The 17,115-nt window shown below is 45.8% G+C and carries 10 protein-coding genes; all 10 read left to right on the forward strand.

What is annotated here, in order from left to right:
• Nucleotides 1-140 precede the first annotated feature (140 nt).
• Nucleotides 141-1,688, forward strand: a complete 1,548-nt coding sequence (locus KCG48_RS01835; RefSeq protein WP_211799593.1) for a hypothetical protein — start codon at nucleotides 141-143, stop codon at nucleotides 1,686-1,688.
• An 80-nt stretch (nucleotides 1,689-1,768) separates the two neighbouring features.
• Complete coding sequence (locus KCG48_RS01840) at nucleotides 1,769-2,713, forward strand: glycosyltransferase family 2 protein (protein ID WP_211799594.1); 945 nt, start codon at nucleotides 1,769-1,771, stop codon at nucleotides 2,711-2,713.
• Nucleotides 2,714-2,720: 7 nt separating this feature from the next.
• On the forward strand, nucleotides 2,721-3,158 hold the full coding sequence (locus tag KCG48_RS01845) for a GtrA family protein (RefSeq protein WP_211799820.1): 438 nt from the start codon (nucleotides 2,721-2,723) through the stop codon (nucleotides 3,156-3,158).
• A 583-nt stretch (nucleotides 3,159-3,741) separates the two neighbouring features.
• Nucleotides 3,742-5,691, forward strand: a complete 1,950-nt coding sequence (locus KCG48_RS01850) for an RICIN domain-containing protein (RefSeq protein WP_211799595.1) — start codon at nucleotides 3,742-3,744, stop codon at nucleotides 5,689-5,691.
• A 231-nt stretch (nucleotides 5,692-5,922) separates the two neighbouring features.
• Nucleotides 5,923-12,966, forward strand: a complete 7,044-nt coding sequence (locus tag KCG48_RS01855) for an Ig-like domain-containing protein (RefSeq protein ID WP_211799596.1) — start codon at nucleotides 5,923-5,925, stop codon at nucleotides 12,964-12,966.
• A gap of 164 nt (nucleotides 12,967-13,130) precedes the next feature.
• Nucleotides 13,131-14,057: a GntR family transcriptional regulator YhfZ gene (yhfZ, locus tag KCG48_RS01860; protein ID WP_269142394.1), complete on the forward strand. Its 927-nt coding sequence runs from the start codon at nucleotides 13,131-13,133 to the stop codon at nucleotides 14,055-14,057.
• A 46-nt stretch (nucleotides 14,058-14,103) separates the two neighbouring features.
• Nucleotides 14,104-14,469 carry a PRD domain-containing protein gene (locus tag KCG48_RS01865; RefSeq protein WP_211799598.1) on the forward strand — a complete coding sequence of 122 codons (366 nt, stop codon included), beginning with the start codon at nucleotides 14,104-14,106 and terminating at the stop codon, nucleotides 14,467-14,469.
• Between the two features lie 18 nt (nucleotides 14,470-14,487).
• The gene (locus KCG48_RS01870; RefSeq protein ID WP_211799599.1) at nucleotides 14,488-14,844 is read left to right on the forward strand and encodes a DUF2620 domain-containing protein; all 357 of its coding nucleotides are present in this window, start codon (nucleotides 14,488-14,490) and stop codon (nucleotides 14,842-14,844) included.
• Between the two features lie 21 nt (nucleotides 14,845-14,865).
• The gene (locus KCG48_RS01875; protein ID WP_211799600.1) at nucleotides 14,866-16,158 is read left to right on the forward strand and encodes a YhfT family protein; all 1,293 of its coding nucleotides are present in this window, start codon (nucleotides 14,866-14,868) and stop codon (nucleotides 16,156-16,158) included.
• Between the two features lie 73 nt (nucleotides 16,159-16,231).
• A complete protein-coding gene (locus KCG48_RS01880) occupies nucleotides 16,232-17,110 on the forward strand; it encodes a phosphotriesterase family protein (RefSeq protein ID WP_211799601.1) in 879 nt (292 codons plus the stop codon).
• The last annotated feature ends 5 nt before the right edge of the window (nucleotides 17,111-17,115 follow it).

Below are 17,115 nucleotides of genomic sequence, written 5' to 3' on the forward strand. Positions count from 1 at the left end.
AGGGGGAATTACGAAGGGAAATGTGTTAAGATATTGCATAGAGAAATTATCATATTTTGGAGAAACTGATGATGAAGAATTATTCCCAGATAAGCACAATACTATATCGAGTGGTGAAAGTCCTTTTCTTCGCCATCTTTTTGTTTGTTACGGAACTCCTCTTTTTCGCCCATCCTTGGCTGAACTATGTGGTGAAGAAGACCTTCCTGCTGCCCAATGTGGTCCTTTTGCCCCTGACGCTCCTCCTCTTTTACGGTGTTTACCGGCTGAGTCTGGTTCTTCGGAGAAAGAACTGGAAAATCTGGGGGATGAATCCAGACCACGTCGTTCTGGTAGGAAGTGTCGTGCTCCTTTTCGTGCAGCTCTTTATTAGCTACCACATTTACTTTGCCACGGGCTGGGATGCGGGTGGCTATGTCCTGCCCACCGCCCGGATGATTGCCTCGGGGGAGTCTGTGGCATCCATGAACTTCTACTTTGCCCGATATCCCAACAATATCCTCATGGTCTGGCTCTTTTCCCTGATCATGAGACTGAAGGATATCATCCCCTGGCTGGCCCGATTCAATGATCTGTCCCTGATCATTGTCCTCAACTGCCTCATTTCATCCCTGACGGGATTCCTCACCTATAAGGCCGTGAAGAAGCTTCTCGGCAGTTCCTGGGCGGTGTTTTCCTGGGGGATCTATGTGCTCTTGGTGGGACTTTCCCCATGGTTTGTCATTACCTATTCCGATTCCCTGGCACTGTTCCTTCCCGTTTTGATTTTCCTCGTCTATACCCAGGAGTGGCATGAGAAATGGGCAGCACTAAAGTGGCTTCTCATCGGACTTCTGAGCTTTTTAGGCTACTACATCCGTCCCCAGACCCTTATTATGCTCATTGCCATCCTCATCATCGAAGGGTGGAAGATGCTCTTTGATTCGGGAAAAGAGAAACGAAAGTTTCTGATCAAGCTGGGCGCGGTGATCCTGGCCTTCCTGCTGGCGAAGGGTGCAAACCAGGCAGTTCTTGGTCGTACAGGACTGATCATGAACGAGGATGAAGTATTTGGCTGGTCGCACTTTGCCATGATGGGCCTTAATGAAGACCGGGATGGGGTGTACAGCGACGAAGACGTACAGTTCTCCCAGAGTTTTAAGACCAAAGAAGAGCGTCAGGCAGCAAACCTAGAGGAGATCAAGGCTCGACTGAAGGAGATGGGGCCAGGAAGATACCTCCTGTTCCTCGCCCGAAAGACATTAGTAAATTACGGCGATGGCACCTTTGCCTGGGGCGTGGAAGGAAACTTCTTCTGGGAGATCTTCGAAAATGAGGATCCCCACATTTCCCCCTGGCTAAGAAGCTACTTCTACACCGATGGGGAAAACTATGGCATCACCTCCACGGTGCAAAATGGACTGTGGGTGACCCTGATCTTCAGCATGCTGGGGCTGGTGTTCCTGGATCCCAAGAAGATTGATTCGAACATCTATGTCCTTATGCTGGCTCTCATCGGACTGACGCTCTTTGAAACCATCTTTGAATCCCGGGCCCGGTATCTCTTCATCTATGCCCCCATCTACATCACTTTGGGGACCATGGGGCTGAAGATGCTTTGGGCAAAGTTTCCCAAACTCCATAAATCCGGCGAGGGACAGTTACCGGGAACCTCAGACAAAGATGTTTCCGAGGGGAAAGAAAAGTAATCCAAGAATCAAAAGAGCTGAGTCAGGGGGACTCAGCCTAGAAAAATATAGAATAAGCAGGAATGTTACAGGAGGAGACAATGAAAAAGATTTGGTTAGTGATCCCGTGTTATAACGAAGAAGAAGTCTTGGGGGAAACTTCCAGGCAGCTAAAGGAAATCATGAATGGTATGATTCAGAAAGGGAAGATCTCCGAGGAATGCCGAATTGTTTTCGTCAATGACGGATCCAAGGACAAAACCTGGTCCATCATCCAGAAGCTCCACGAAGAGGATCAGCTCTTTGCGGGGATCAACCTCAGCAAGAACCGGGGACATCAGAATGCGCTGCTGGCAGGACTTCTCACGACGAAGGATTATGCCGATGCCGTCATCTCCCTGGATGCGGACCTTCAGGATGATGTGGGTGTCATCGAGAAGTTCATCGATGAATTCCAGAATGGCTACGATGTAGTCTATGGCGTTCGCAGCTCCCGAAAGACGGACACCTTCTTCAAGCGCTTCACGGCAGAGAGCTACTACAAGCTCATGAAGGCCCTGGGCGTTAACATCGTCTTCAATCATGCGGATTATCGCCTCATGAGCAAAAGAGCGTTGGATGGCCTGGAGGAATTTGAGGAACGAAACCTGTTCCTTCGGGGCATTATTCCCCTCATCGGCTATCCTTCCACCACGGTGGAGTATGAGCGCCATGAGCGCTTTGCGGGGGAATCCAAGTACCCTTTGAAGAAGATGTTGAAGTTTGCCTTTGATGGCATTACTTCCTTCAGCATCAAGCCCATCCGGATGATTCTAAATCTGGGCGTTATCATGTTCCTCGTCAGCATCGCCATGATGATCTGGTCCCTGGTGGACAAGGCCAGCGGAAACACGGTGGCGGGTTGGACCTCCCTCATGGTCTCCATCTGGATGATCGGCGGGCTGCAGCTCATCAGCATTGGTTTCGTGGGTGAGTACATCGGAAAGATCTACGAGGAAACGAAAAAACGTCCGCGCTTCATCGTGGAATCCTTCCTGAGGAAGTGATCGGTTGATGAAGAAGAACGAGAAACTCATTGATATTAAAACCTTCAAGTTCATTTTGGTGGGTCTGGTGAACACCTTAGTGGGATCCGGCATCATGTTTACCCTATACAATGTCTTCCACGTGAGTTACTGGCTGTCTTCGGCCAGCAACTACGTTGTCGGAAGTTTGGTTAGTTATCTCCTCAACAAGACCTGGACCTTCCAGAATCAGGAGAAGGCGAAGACCACTCTTCCCCGATTCATCGTGAACATCGTCATCTGCTATATCCTTGCCTATGGTATCGCGAAACCTTTTGTGGGCTTCATTCTCAGCGGACAGAGCACGAAACTCCAGGACAATCTCTCCATGGGCGTGGGTCTCGTGCTCTTCACCGGATTCAACTATCTGGGACAGCGTTACTTCGTGTTCCGAGAGAAGGCTTCGAAAGAGCAGGAGACAAAGTAACTCCTGGCTCGCCAGTCGATTTAGGCTGGTGAATACAAGAATCAAAAAATCATTACATTAACGGCAATCCTGAAGAGACAAGGCTCTTCTCAGGATTGCCGTTTTATTGTCAAGAGGATCTTAAGGAGAAAGGCAACAGGGATTGGGAACAAAGTTCCTACTTCACGAAAGGGTGGTGAAATCACCTTTATTTCGAAACATGTATATTGATGTAGTTATACTATTAAACGTAATGAAATAACTTGAGTAACCAAATTTAATTCTGTATCTTCTTCTCAATAGCTTTAATCTATAGAAAAAATCCGCTATAATTAGAGTAGTTTGAATTATGAAACAAATTGACGCTGAACGTCTAATAGGGCTAAGCAACGCGTTTAGTGAAATGTACAACGGAAACAAGGAGCGTGAACGATCGGGAAAAGATGTAGTGGAGGCTTTCTTATGGAGAGCCCGTTGAGTTGGGGGTTGCATCTGTATTAGTTCTTTGGGGGTAGAAATGAAAAGAAGATCCAATAGTTTTCGCAATTTTGTCGTCGTTTGTATGATCCTCGCGTTTTCGCTCACCGGCACATCATTTTCGGTTTTGGCAAAACCTAGGGGAAATCTTGTACCTGTGGAAGAAAAGAGCCAGGAATCTGTCCATGAGATTATGGGAAATGTAGCAAATGATCCGGTATCGGTTCCGAAGCTAACCCGGGGGATCTCCATTTCCACATTGGATGAAGTGTACAGCGGTGAAAATACCGTATATGTTACGGAGACAGAACCCAATGATTACTTGTATGAAGCAGACTTTGTGACAAATGATCTGACGAGCAGTACGGACTATATGCTGATGGGGCTGATCGATTATACCTATGATGGGGATCTGTACCGGTTTACCCTTAACAAGACAGGGGATGTGACGGTTGTCGGAGCGTGGATGGGGGACTACCAGAACTTAAATTGGGAAGATGATCTCCTCATGGGAATTTTTGATGCCTATGAGAATGTAGTGGCGACCTCTTTCTTAGTTGAGGATGAAGTAGGGGCGACCTTCCAGTATTTATCGGTAACCTTAACACCAGGCACCTATTATGTGGCTGTTATCGAGAATTCGATTTATACAGACCTTTATACGGGAGAAATGTATGCCGCTCTTCTTACGTTTGAGAACCAGTTCGTTCCGGTGTCCGGAATTTCCGTTACGCCAAATCAGATGACCATAAGCGGTCTTGGAGCAATGGAGCAGATTACGGCAAATGTGATGCCCAGTGATGCGACGAACAAGTCTGTTTCCTGGTCATCCAGCAACACTTCAGTGGCTACCGTTGATGGGTTTGGAAATGTCATTTCGAAGGGATATGGCGAAACCACTATTACAGCATATTCTCAGGACGGATGGTATCAAGCCAGTTGCACAGTCAATGTTGTTCCTCAACGCGATTTTTCTGGAATCTACACCATCAAGTCGAAGAATAGTGGAATGGTCATGGATGTATTTGGCGGTGGAACTACAGAAGGCACGAACATCATCCAATACAGCTTCCATGGCATGGAGAACCAGCAGTGGAAGTTTGAGTCCCTGAACAATGGCTACTACAAGATTACCTCAGTTCTCAATCCCGAGTACTCCATCGATGTCTATGGCGGGGGAGACACCATGGGAAACCGCGTGATCCAGTATCACTATCATGGCGGCACCAACCAGCAGTGGAAGATTCTGGAGAATGCCGATGGCTCCGTCTCCCTCATGTCCAGGCTGGCTGAGGAGAATGGAACACGCTATCTTCTCGACGTTTATGATGGGGGAAGGACTGAAGGGGTTAATGTAATTCAATGGCCCAAGAATGGCGGAGACAACCAGAAATGGTTCCTGCAGTCGGTGGCTTCTCATACTGTAGCTTTTAACAGCAATGGCGGAACGGAAGTAGCATCCTACTCTGGAACTGAAAGGGCTCTGGTCAAGGAGCCAGCAGCGTCTGTGCTGGAAGGCAAAGTCTTTGGAGGCTGGTACAAGGATGAAGCCCTGACCCTTCGCTGGAACTTTGCTTCTGACCGGATCCCCACGACGGACATCACCCTCTATGCCAAGTGGATGAAGGACTACAGCGGAACCTACATCATTCGCTCCAAGAACAGCAACCTGGTCATGGATGTCTATGGTGGAGGAACCACGGAAGGCACCAACATCATCCAGTACAGCTACCATGGCATGACCAACCAGCAGTGGAAGTTTGAATCCCTAAACAACGGATACTACAAGATTACGTCCGTGCTCAATCCGGAGTACTCCATCGATGTCTACGGCGGAGGAACCACCATGGGCAACCGGGTGATCCAGTATCACTACCATGGGGGCATCAACCAGCAGTGGAAGATCCTCGAAAATGCTGATGGCAGTATCTCCTTAATGTCTCGTCTTGCCGAAGAGAGCAAAACCGGGTATCTCCTGGATGTCTATGGCGGCGGAAAGACCGAAGGGGTCAATGTGATTCAATGGGTCAGCAACAATGGAGACAACCAGAAATGGTATCTGGAAATCGTAAACTGATACATGATAGCTGATTTGCTAATTTAGCTAGAACAAACGTAGAAATTAATACGGATATTTCTACGTTTGTTTCTTCTTTTCGGTTCTCCGCCAATGCGAATATTCCATATCATTATGGGCAAAGATCCGATCCCTGTGGAAGAGCAGAAAGAAGAATAGAGATATTTCTGATGAGAGTGATCGAAAGCAATAACGTGGGATTAATTAAATGAGTAATTGGGATTAGGAGAAATGATGAGAAATAAATTAGTAGCAATTGCAATTCTTGTATGCATGATTTTAAACATAACGATAGCGTCAGCGAAATCAGCAGTGGTGTTAGCTGAAAGTATTGGTTTGACCACAGGAATATGTGGGGATAACTTAACGTGGTCATTGGATGCAAATGGAGTACTTGTTATAAGTGGGTCTGGGAGCATGTTCAATTACAGTAATGAGGTATCTCCATTTTATGATCTTAGAGATTCAGTTCGAGAAGTTATTATTGATAATGGGGTAACCAGTGTTGGCGATCAAGCATTCAAGGAGTGTACTAGTATTACCAGTGTTTTTTTACCCTTAAGTGTAATAACAATCGGAAATGGTGCCTTTTGGAAGTGCACAAATCTTGTTAATATCGAGATTCCCAGTGGGTTAACTACAATAGGATTTTTCGCCTTTCGGGAATGCAAAAGTTTGAAGGATATACAGTTATCTGACAGTATTGTAAACTTTGGGACTAGTATTTTTTATGATTGCACAAATCTAAAGAATGTAATTCTACCGTCTAATATTTCTGCCATTCCGGCATACACTTTTGCCTTTTGCAGTAGCTTATTGAGTATTGATTTGCCAGATGGGTTATTAAGCATCGGAAAGTACGCATTTATCAGCTGTCTTAGTCTATCGAGGGTCGATTTACCAGAAAGTATAACCACGATTGACGCAAATGCATTCGATAGTTGCATAAGCTTAACAAACATATTATTGCCAGAAGGTTTGGTTAACTTAGGAGAATCGGCTTTTAGTAGTTGCCGAAGTATTACGAGTATCAATTTACCAGATAGTATAACAAGAATTCGATACGCCACATTTAATGATTGCAGCAGTTTGGTTGAAATCATTTTACCGGAGAGTATACTTCAAATTGAGAACCAAGCCTTTTCCAATTGCTTAAATTTGAGAAGTATCAATATACCAAGTAAAGTATCATCCTTAGGATATATGGTTTTTTCTGATTGTCGAAGTTTAAAAAGTATTTCACTATCCGATAGAATCACTACTATTGACTCTTCATCTTTCAATGGGTGTGATCGAAGTTTATTGACTTTTAATGTTATGCCTGATTCTATTGCCTACAATTTTGCTGTGCAGAATGGGTTTATGTACTCCTTTTTAGTCGATCCAAGTACTGGATATTTCTCAGCTCCATACGTAAGCTTTCATGACAAAATCGTATACATTAAACAGTATGATATTTTAAATCTTAGATATTTTCTCAATGTATCTAAAGATATCAGTTTCGGAAATATAACACTATCAGCTTCTGACAATTCTGTTGCAATGATTGCGGATGGAATGCTTGCAGGGATAGGTGAAGGAAGTTGTGTGGTGAATGCCACATATGGAGGATTAACATCTTCTTTTACGATCTATGTATCTGTATCGAATGATGTAACTAAGGCGTCAGGAATCAGCATTTCAGAGAGCAATTTGGAGATGAACAAAGGAATTAGTGGTGTCATTCCATTTGAAATAACACCGATAACAACCACTGAACGCAAGATTGTTTGGACATCTTCAAATTCTGCTGTAGCTGAAATTAGTAATGGTGTCGTTACGGCAATATCGCCAGGGACGGCGACAATTACAGGAACGATCAATGGATTTAGTGATAGTCTGCTCGTTTCGGTTAAGGCACCGCTACTTGCGATTAGCGCAGATGATATCATGATTAATAAAAATGAAACTTCAAAAATTCAACTATTTTACTATCCTTATGATGCCACCGATTTGAAAACTACGACATATTTGTCTAGTAATAGCAACATAGCTACGGTTAATGAAAATGGTTATGTTACTGGAATTTCTCCCGGGGAAACAACAGTGACAGTATCAAACGGAAACACGAAGAAGGACGTCAAGATAAAAGTAACATCAGTATTAGAAAGTATTACCCTAAATAAAACAACAATAAGCGGTTCGAAAAATGCGAGTGAACTATTAGTTGTTAATTTTAGTCCACTCGATACAACTGATGATAAGACCATCACATGGAGTTCGAGTAATCCAGCTATTGCTTCAGTTGATAACAACGGCCTTGTATCCTTTGTATCGAAGGGAATAGCGACGATAACCGCAACAGTTGGAAACTATGCCGCAAAATGTACGGTAATTGTTACTGAAATTCCCTTAAGGTCTATTTCACTAAATTATTCATTACTTGATTTGGTTTATGGTGAAAGTGTTGATTTAAACGTAATTTTTGATCCTTTTAATACCACTGAAAGTAAGAGTATTGTATGGACGACAAGTGATGAGACAGTGGCAAAAGTCGATTCTGAGGGAATGGTTATGGGGATGAGTAGCGGAACTGCGACGATTCGTGCTACTACATCTGATGGGGCGAAAAATGCAACTTGTGTAGTGACAGTTATTGTACCCATCACTGGGGTTGAACTTGATAAAAGTGAACTGCTCTTTACAGAATTTAATCAATCATATCCATTAGCTGCTAAAATTCTTCCAATACATGCACCTGCTCAGGACCTGATCTGGACATCCAGCAGTGAGTCTGTAGCTACCGTGAGTGTAGACGGTGTCGTAACAGCCGTGGGAAATGGAGCAGCTATGATTGTTGTCACCACAGCAGATGGACAAAAGAATACAGCCTGCAAGGTTACCGTGGCTGTTCCGGTGAAAGCAATAACTTTGGATAAGACTGAATTGTTTTTCTCTGAGTTTAATCAGACAAGTATGCTGATACCAACAATAATGCCGATAAATGCAGCGAATATGAACCTGACTTGGACTTCCAGTGATGAGACGGTGGCGTCGGTAAATGACTTTGGAACTGTTACAGCTTTGGGAAATGGTACTACAGTGATCACTGTCTCAACTGAGGATGGTAATTTTAGTGCATCCTGTGTAGTAACCGTTACTGTAACCGTCATTGGAGTTTCTTTGGATAAGAGTGAATTATTTTTTTCGGATTTTCAACAGACCAGCCAGTTGGTTGCCTCAATTTTACCTTCTAATGCAGCAAATCAGAATTTAATTTGGGTATCTAGCGATGAGACGGTGGCAACCGTGAGTAACGACGGAAGAGTTACTTCTGAAGGAAATGGATTGACAGTGATCACTGTCACCACGGAAGATGGTGAAAAGAGTGCATCTTGTTATGTCCGTGTTGCGGTCCCAGTGACTGGAGTGGTCTTAGATAAGTATAGTTTGGATTTCGCAGAATCAATGCAGATGATTCAGCTGATGGCAACCATTATGCCCTCAAATGCAGCTAACCAGAATCTGGTTTGGTCATCCAATGATGAGCGGGTAGCTACGGTAGATGCATTTGGCAAGGTTACAGCCATAAACAATGGAACTGCACGTATCAGTGCCACGACAGAAGATGGGCAGAAGGTTGCAACTTGTACTGTCACCGTAGCTATAAGGCTAAAGGGAATCACCCTTGATCAGAGTGAAATTCATTTTAATGATTTAAGTCAATTCCGGAGGCTGATCGCATATATTGAGCCATCCAATGCATTGAACCAGAAAATTACGTGGACATCCAGTAATGAGTTAGTAGCAAAAGTGAGTTATGATGGAGTAGTTACATCTATTGGGATTGGAACTGCAATAATAACTGCAACATCAGATGAAGGGCAGTTTGCAGCATCCTGCACTGTCATTGTGGCAATACCTGTAGATGGAGTTATTTTAGATAAGAATGAGTTGCTTTTTACAAAGTTAAGTCAAAGCTATCAATTCTTAGCTAAAGTTTTACCATCCAATGCTGGCAATCAAAATGTATCATGGACTTCCAGCAATGAGTCTGTGGCAACAGTCAGTAAGGATGGACTAGTTACAGCCGTGGCCAATGGAACAACTATAATTACCGTGACTACGGAAGAAGGGAAGAAAAGTGCAACATGCTTAGTTACTGTGGCTTTACCGGTAACCGGAGTCGCTTTGGATAAAACCGAAATTTACTTTACTGAGTTGAAACAAACAAGTATGTTAAAGGCTACAGTATTTCCGGGCAATGCAGCCAATCAAGATTTGATTTGGATGTCCAGTGATGAGGCTGTAGCTCTGGTCAATCAGTATGGAACCGTAACTGCAGTAGATAATGGAACAGCAGTAATTACGGTAACAACAGTAGATGGTAATTATCGTGCATCTGCTACAGTCAATGTGGCAATGGCGGTTACTGATGTCAGATTGGATAAGCAAGAGCTTTATTTCTGGGCAATTAACCAAACCGACTACTTGAGCGCTTCTATTTTGCCCAATAATGCAGTCAATCAGAAAGTCACCTGGACATCCAGCAATGAGTCTGTGGCGATCGTAAGCGCAGATGGCAAAGTCACTGCCGTTGGGAACGGAACGGCAGTGGTTTTCGTGACAACAGAAGATGGGCAAAAGAGCGCAGCTTGCTTAGTTACTGTGGTAGTGCCAGTTACCGGAGTTTCATTGGACAAGAAAGAGCTTAACTTTACTAAAATTTCTCAATCAGACATATTGGTTGCAACTATTGTGCCCTTTAATGCAGCGAATCAAAAACTTATATGGAGTTCACTTGATGAAGCTGTGGCCACGGTAAGCATTGATGGTACAGTCACCGCAATAGGAAATGGGTCTACGTATATTATGGTTTCTACTGAAGATGGTGATTGGAGAGCATTTTGTTTAGTTACGGTGGCAGTTTCAGTTTCCGATGTTATTTTAGACAAGACGATCATTAAATTTACAGAGTTTAATCAGACAAATAGGTTACTCGCGACTGTAATACCCTTCAATTCGGCCAATCAGAATGTATGCTGGACTTCCAGCGATGAGTCTGTTGCAACGGTAAATCAGTTCGGAACCGTTACGGCGATGACTAATGGAACAGCAACGATCACCGTTTCCACGGAGGAAGGTAATTTTACAGCATCTTGTATCGTTACCGTGGCGGTACCTGTTACCAGCGTCACTCTGGATAGGAACGAACTGTACTTCACGGAGCTTAATCAAGTGAGTGAATTAGAAGCAACGATTCTACCTTTAAATGCGGCTAATCAGAATATCATCTGGACGTCCAGTGATGAGTCTGTCGCTTTAGTCAATTCTGATGGAGTTGTTACTTCGGTAGGAAACGGGACAGCGACGATTATGGCAACCACAGCAGAGGGCCAAAAAAGTGCTGCCTGCAAGGTCACAGTTGCTGTGCCGGTGACAGGAATCATGCTTGGTCAGAGCGAGCTTCATTTAACGGCATATAATCAAACAAGTCAACTGATTGCAACAATATTGCCATCAAATGCAGCCAATCAGACACTGATTTGGACAACCGATAACGCATCTATTGCAACGGTAAGTTCAGATGGCGTAGTTACAGCAGTAGGGAATGGGATAGCCTCGATCTCCGCAACCACAGTCGATGGGAGCAAAACTGCAACGTGTATAGTAACTGTGAAGGTCCCCGTAACAGGGGTAATCCTGGACAAAAGTGAACTTAATTTCACTACCCTTACACAAACAATGAAGTTAGTTGCTATCGTTATCCCAGGAAATGCAGCGAATCAACAGGTCATCTGGACTTCCAGCGATGAGGATGTAGCTACGGTCAAAGCGGATGGAACAGTCACTGCAATAGGCAATGGAGTAGCGATTATTAAAGTTACGACGGCCGATGGAGAGAGGAGTGCCACTTGCGCAGTTACCGTGGCAGTCTCGGTGACGGGGATTGCTCTGAATAAGGGTGAACTTAAATTTACGAAAATTGGACAAGTCGAGCGTTTACAGGCCACCATCACTCCATGGAATGCATTAAATCAGAAGATGGTTTGGACTTCTAGCGATGAGAATGTGGCAACGGTAAGTTCTGATGGGTTGGTTACTGCAGTAGGAAATGGCTCAGCGAAGATCACTGTAAATACGGCAGATGGAAGTTTTACAGATGTGACAGACGTCAATGTTCAAGACTACAGTGGTATCTATACGATTAACTCCAAAAACAGTGGATTAGTCATGGATGTGTATGATGGTGGGACAAAAGAAGGAACGAACATTATTCAGTACAGCTACCACGGTATGGAGAACCAGCAGTGGAGGTTTGATTCCCTGGGTAATGGCTACTACAAGATTACCTCAGTTCTCAACCCCGAGTACTCCATTGATGTCTTTGGCGGGGGAGACACCATGGGGAACCGCGTGATCCAATACCACTATCATGGGGGCACAAACCAGCAGTGGAAGATTCTCAAGAATGCTGATGGTTCCATCTCATTGATGTCCAGACTCGCAGAAGAAAATGGAACCAACTTTGTGTTGGATGTCTTCGGAGGAGGAAAAACGGAAGGGGTAAATGTCATCCAGTGGGCTCTCAATGGCGGAGACAACCAGAAGTGGTTCCTGCAGCCCGTGGCTTCTCACACAGTGAACTTTAACAGCAATGGCGGAACGGAAGTAACATCTGTCTCTGGAACCGAAAGATCATTAATCACTGAGCCTGCAGCTCCGGTAACAGAAGGCATGGTCTTTGACGGCTGGTACAAGGATGAAGCCCTGACGCTTCGCTGGAACTTTGCTTCTGACCGGATCCCCACGACGGACATCACCCTCTATGCCAAGTGGGTGAAGGACTACAGTGGAACCTACATCATCCGCTCCAAGAACAGCAACCTGGTCATGGACGTCTATGGTGGAGGCACCACCGAAGGCACGAACATCATCCAGTACAGCTACCATGGCATGACCAACCAACAGTGGAAGTTTGAATCCCTGAACAACGGATACTACAAAATAACTTCCGTGCTCAATCCGGAGTACTCCATCGATGTCTACGGCGGAGGAACCACCATGGGCAACCGGGTCATTCAGTATCATTACCATGGGGGCATCAACCAGCAGTGGAAGATCCTCGAAAATGCCGATGGCAGTATCTCCTTAATGTCTCGCCTAGCCGAAGAAAGCGGAACCGGGTATCTTCTGGACGTCTTTGGTGGCGGAAAGACCGAAGGGGTAAATGTGATCCAATGGGTCAGCAATAATGGAGACAACCAGAAATGGTATCTGGAGAACGTGAACTAACTCTATGATTTATAAGGGAGCTTCGGCTCCCTTTTCCATGTTTTGGAGGGGATAGAATAGGGTGGGCTGAAGTCAGGGTAAATTATTTGTTTGAACGAAGTCTTGTAAACCTTTAGAAAGTATGTTATCTTGAAAGTACAGAAAATTGTACGTTGGTGATGAAGATGGAAATACGGGAAAAACTGCTAAATAAGAATGCTTTAATGATCAATTACCTGGCAAAAGAATTCATGACCAAGGATGAAGGCGACCGAATTATGACCGTGGCGGACTATGCGGAGAAATACTACCTGGGCCGTGGTACGGTGCAGTCGGCGCTGAAATTTCTCTGTGATCTGGACGCGGTCTCCCTGGATAAGCGGGGACATCTGGGCACCTATCTCACGAAGATCGATTACCTGAAGCTCCTGAAAGTGACGGATATCAACTTCATCGTGGGTGTTATGCCGCTGCCTTACACCAAGCGCTATGAAGGCCTGGCCACAGGACTTAACCACAGCGAGTTTGCCAAAAAGTTCGCCATGAACCTGGCCTATATGCGCGGTGCCATCAACCGTCTGGAGTCACTGCTCCAGAACCGCTACGACTTTGCCGTGCTTTCCAAATTAGCGGCTAAGCACTATATTGGCGAAGGATACCCGGTGGAGATCATTCTCAGTTTTGGGAAAAACAGCTTCGTCGGAAACCATGCCTTGGTCTTCTCCAATGGGAAGAGTCACACCATTGAAGATGGCATGCGGGTAGGGGTAGACTCCACCTCCATTGACCATGTGATTATCACGAAGAAGCTCACCAAAGAAAAGAAAGTGGAACTTTTAGATATGCCCTATAATGTCATGCGGGCAAAGCTTTTTGAAGGCGAACTGGATGCAGGAGTTATGACCTTGGATGAAGTCCAGGGGAAAGACATCAACTTCAACACCAAAATTGTGGATGAACTCCTTCCCCAGGGGGAAAACACGGAAGCGGTCATTGTGGTTAAACGGGACAAGAAAGAGATTCAGAAAATCCTGGAGAAATACATCGTCAAAGCCGATGTGCTCCGGATCCAGGAACAGGTAGTCGCGCATCAGATGGTGCCCAACTACTGATCCTTTTTACTCCAAATATACAAAAAATTGTACATTGAGGTGCCCCATGGAAATTTATGAAAGACTGGACATCCTGAAAATGGCAGGACAGATCAGTGAAAACACTTATGAGCAGGTTCTTCGGATCATCGACTACTTCAACGAAGAGCATCTTCTTCAGATCAACGAGGAAAACGGAGCCATGTTCATCACCCACCTGTGCATCGCCCTGCGCCGCATGGAGCAGAAGGAAGCCATCGCAGGCATGGAAGAGGAGATCTACCAAGAGATCCGCGAGAATTCGTATTATAGCCGGTCCAAGGAGACCTTAACCCATATGGAACAGCTCCTGGGTAGCACCATACCCCCTGAGGAGAAAGGATACCTCATGATGCATTTGTGTGTCCTGTTCGAAAAAACATCAGCAAACTAGCGAAAGGAGGAGAGATCTATGAAAATTGTCGTCGGCGGACAAATGGACAAAGAAAATGTGGCTGCGCTTCTGCGCAAGTATGTCAGTGCAGACACTCAGATCACCATTCAATCGGATATCCAGGCTTCCATGGCCATCAAGACCGGAGCTGCGGATTACTACTTCGGTGCCTGCAACACCGGAGGCGGAGGAGCCTTAGCCATGGCCATCGCCATTTTGGGGATGAACCAGTGTGCCACCGTAGCCATGCCTGGAAACATCAAGAGCGAAGCTGAAATTATCCAGGAAGTGAAGCAGGGCAAGAAAGCCTTCGGCTTTACCCCCCAGGCTGCAGAAACCGTCATTCCTATCATTGTTCGAGAAATCCAAAAATAACTATTTATAAGGAGTGAAATCATGAATTATGTTGTAATCGCCCTTTTAGGAGCTCTCGCTGCTGTTCTCGCCAACGTCGGTGTCGCTGTCTTCAATGATGGTCTTCGTCCCATTATGCCCGAATATCTGGAAGGCCGCATGGACAAGAAAGCCATCGCTGCCACTTCCTTCGCCATGGGCTTTGGTCTGGTCATCGGATTTGGTATTCCCGTTTCCGTAGCCGCCAGCATCATCCTCATCCATAGTGTGCTTCTGGGCACCGACATCATCGGTACCTGGGCACCCAAAGGAAAAGTTGGCATGGCCATCTCCGCTGGCGTTGGTGCCCTTTACGGCATTGGCCTTGTGGCCGGACTCCAGTTTGTTGTGGACCTTTTTGCCAAGCTCCCCGTAAACTTCCTGGGCAGCCTCGGCCAGGTCAGCACTCCTGTCACCGCAGCCTTCGCCATTTTCCCGGCGCTGGTGGTGGCTTATCAGTTTGGTTATAAGCACGGACTCATTACTTTTGGTGTTTCCTTCCTGGTTCGCCAGATTGTCACCTACTACGGCAAGTTCAACCTGGGAACAGCCAAGATCGCGCTGAATGCTGAAGGTATGGCTCTCCTCGCCGGTATGATCATCATGCTGATCTACGCCATGAGAGAAAAGCAGGACAAGAATGACGTCAGCGTCGATTTGACCTCCATTTTTGCGGACCGCGTAAAAAAGATCAAGAAGAACCTTCCTGTATTGGCAGTCATGGGTGGACTTATTTCCATGGCGACCAGTCTGACCATCGTTGCTGGAGACCCCATTTCCCTGAATCTGATGAAAGAGGGACAGTTGGTTGAAGGCGGATTGGCTGCACTGGCTCGTGCCATTGGCTTTGTGCCCCTGGTGGCTACCACAGCCATCACCACCGGTGTATACGCTCCGGCAGGAATGACCTTTGTCTTTGTTGTGGGCTTCTTCGTGAAGAACCCCTTCCTGGCTCTGGTTCTCGGTGCTGTCGTCATGGCCGTGGAAATTCTTCTTCTGGAAGTCATCGCCAAGGGACTGGATAAGTTCCCGGGCATCCGCAAGGCTGGAGACAATATCCGTACAGCCATGACGAAGGTACTGGAAGTGGCTCTTCTTCTGGGAGGACTGCTCTCTGCCTACACCATGGCCCAGGCCATGGGTCTCTTCATCGTCATTGGCATCTATGTCCTCAACAAGACCAGCAAGAAGCCCATTGTGGAAATGGCCATCGGACCGGTGGGCGCCATCGCCACAGGCATCATCATGAACATCTTGTATCTCATTGGTCTGTACCAGATCCCTGTTGTAAAGTAAAACCAAGAGTATTGGACGTCTCCCTCCTTAAAGAGGAGACGTCCAATTTCAAAAGAAGAGAGGAGCAACAACTATGCTGGTTCCTGGAATTACCTATTCCCATGAACATATTGCCCTGGACCTTTCTGCCGTGAAAAAAACAGACGATACCAAGCTAGACTGTATTGAAGAAACCATTCAGGAATTTCATGATCTGTACGCCAAAGGCGTCCGCAATGTCCTGGAAGTGTCCAACCGCGGGATGGGCCGAGATATCAAAGCCATTCAGCGGGTTTCCCAAGAAACGGGAATTCAGATCATCTGCTCCACAGGGTACTACAAGGAACCCTTCTTTCCACCGGAAGTGACTGAGCTGTCAGAAGAAGAGCTCACCCGGATTATGGTGGAAGAAATCGAAGTCGGCATTGAGGGCACAAAGATCAAAGCCGGAATCATCGGCGAAATCGGATCCAGCCTGAACCGCTTCGAAGAAACTGAGCTTAAAGTCTTCCGGGCTGCAGGCGCTGCCCAGAAAATCACCCACAAGCCCCTGATTACCCATACGTCCCTTGCGACCTTAGCCTTAGAACAGATTGCGATGTTTCGGGAAATGGACATCGATTTGGATAAAATCATCATCAGCCATGTGGACCTTTCTGGCGATGTGGGATACATCGAAGAAATTCTAAAAACCGGAGTAAATGTGGCCTTCGACACCATCGGAAAAACTAACTATCAACCCGATGAACTGCGAGTGGACATGCTAAAGACCCTTTGTGAGGGAGGATATAGTCACAAGATTCTCCTCTCGCTGGATATTACCCGCAAATCCAATATGAAACATCAAGGCGGCATCGGCTATGCCTATCTGGTGGATACCTTCCTTCCCCGGCTTCGGGAAGCGGGGATTTCCGAAATGCACATCCAGAACATGACCCAGAAGAATATTATAAGGATCCTTGAGGAGGCGTGAAGAAC

Source organism: Proteiniclasticum sediminis (genome assembly GCF_018128025.1).
GTDB classification, from domain to species: Bacteria; Bacillota; Clostridia; order Clostridiales; family Clostridiaceae; genus Proteiniclasticum; species Proteiniclasticum sediminis.